The sequence below is a fragment of the Parvibaculum sp. genome (assembly GCF_035511255.1).
Lineage (GTDB): Bacteria > Pseudomonadota > Alphaproteobacteria > Parvibaculales > Parvibaculaceae > Parvibaculum.
On the sequence record NZ_DATKFR010000460.1, the window covers coordinates 1 to 1,769 of the forward strand.

At 62.2% G+C, this 1,769-nt stretch carries 2 protein-coding genes; both read right to left on the reverse strand.

Annotated features, from left to right (window positions below; genetic code table 11):
- Positions 1 to 580, reverse strand: a 580-nt coding sequence (locus VMR03_RS17155; protein ID WP_325407375.1) for a VOC family protein, incomplete at its 3' end; no start/stop codon positions are given.
- Between the two features lie 87 nt (positions 581 to 667).
- Complete coding sequence (locus tag VMR03_RS17160) at positions 668 to 1,714, reverse strand: ferredoxin--NADP reductase (protein WP_325407377.1); 1,047 nt, start codon at positions 1,712 to 1,714, stop codon at positions 668 to 670.
- Positions 1,715 to 1,769: the final 55 nt, after the last annotated feature.

Consider the following 1,769-nt stretch of genomic DNA (forward strand, 5'->3'; position numbering starts at 1 on the left):
GATTGCAGTGATAGAAGAAAATCCGCGACGTGCCGCTCGGCGTCATGCCCATGGGTATGCGGAGGATGTCGGAAAGGCCGAAGCCCATCGTCTTGGTCCAGAAGGCGTCGGTCGCATCGAAAGTCTCGAGCGCCGGCAGCACGACATGCCCGAGCCCCATGCCTTCGGTCACGAAGCCCGAGACGCCGATCGGCGAGACGAAACGTTTGAAATCCGAAATCGGACCCCAGAAGATTTCCTGTCGGTTTCCGGCCGGATCGACGAAGGAGATGAAGTCCTGCACATAGCGGACCTTGCGCTCGTCGTCGGACGGCTCGATGACATCGACGCCGGCCGCCTTGAGTTCGGCGCGCGCTTCGACAAGCGCATCGGCATCGACCACCTGCCACGCGGAGCTGAAGAGGCGGTCGGTATCGGATTTCTGGATGAGAAACCGGAACTGCCTGCCGTCCATCTTGATGTGCAGGCCGCCCTCGGGTGTATCGATGGCCATCATGCCGAGCACGTCGGTGGCGAAGCTCCGCCACTTCTCGATGTCCGTCGCCCCGACGACGACGTAGCCCAGCTCCAGGATCTTCATCTTTCCTCCGACCGCGAGTTCTTGCACTCGAACCTAATTCAGTGCCCGCGACGAGCATCGTCCGGTTGGACTAACGTACGGACGGCATCACGTCGGGAAGCGCACCTTCACCTTGTCGGTCAGCGGAATCGCCTGACATGCAAGTATCCAGTTTTCCGCGAGATCGGTCTTGTCGAGAACGGTATTCTTGTCGAGCTTCACGTCTCCGTCCTCAAGCTGACACATGCAGGCGCTGCAGGAACCCATGCGGCATGAATGCGGTGCGTCGATGCCTTCGGCGAGCAGCACGTCGAGAAGATGCCTGTCCGCAGGCCAGTCGAGTTCGTAGAGCTTGCTGTCGAGAAAAACCTCGACGCGCGTGACGGGGGCGTCCGACGGCGTTGCGAAAGCCGTCTTCGCCGCCTCCGCCTCGATCAGCGGATCGCCGGCGAGAGATACGAAGCGCTCCACATGAATGCACTCGCGCGCGACGCCGAGCCCGTGCAGCGCCTCGACCACGCAATCCATGAAGATGCCGGGGCCGCAGATGAAACATTCGTGATCCGCCCAGGGCCGCGCGATTGCGGCCAACAGATCGACCGAAGGCAGGCCCTGCACGGTCTCCAGCCAGTGAACGACCGTCAGCCTATCCGGATGCCTGCGCGCCAGAGCGTCGAGTTCGCCCCGAAAGATCACCGACTTCTCGTCGCGGTTGGCATAGACGAGAACGATCCGGCCCCCGCCGTGACGCAGCGCCGACTTGACGATCGACATGATCGGCGTGATGCCGCTGCCGCCCGCGAAAAGCAGGAAATTTCCGTCGAGCGAATGCGGTGTGAAGACGCCGGCCGGCGGCAACACCTCGACTTCGTCGCCCGCTTTGAGGTTGTCGCAGATCCAGTTCGACGCGGCGCCTTCGGAGACGCGCTTGACCGTCACCTTCAGCGCATCGTCGGTATGCGGCGAACTCGCCAGCGAGTAGCAGCGCGCCAGTGCGCCCGACATCGACGGGACACGGAGCGTCAGGAACTGGCCGGGCTTGTAGGCGAAGCGATCCCGCAGATCGCCGGGAAGCTCGAAAACGAGAGAATGTGCATCGCCCGTCTCGGCAATGACATCGGCAAGCCGGAGCCGATGATATTTCAGATCTTCCATCCCGCTCCGCACGCCTTCACATCATGAGCTGGCCACGCTCGACTTGGCTATTAAG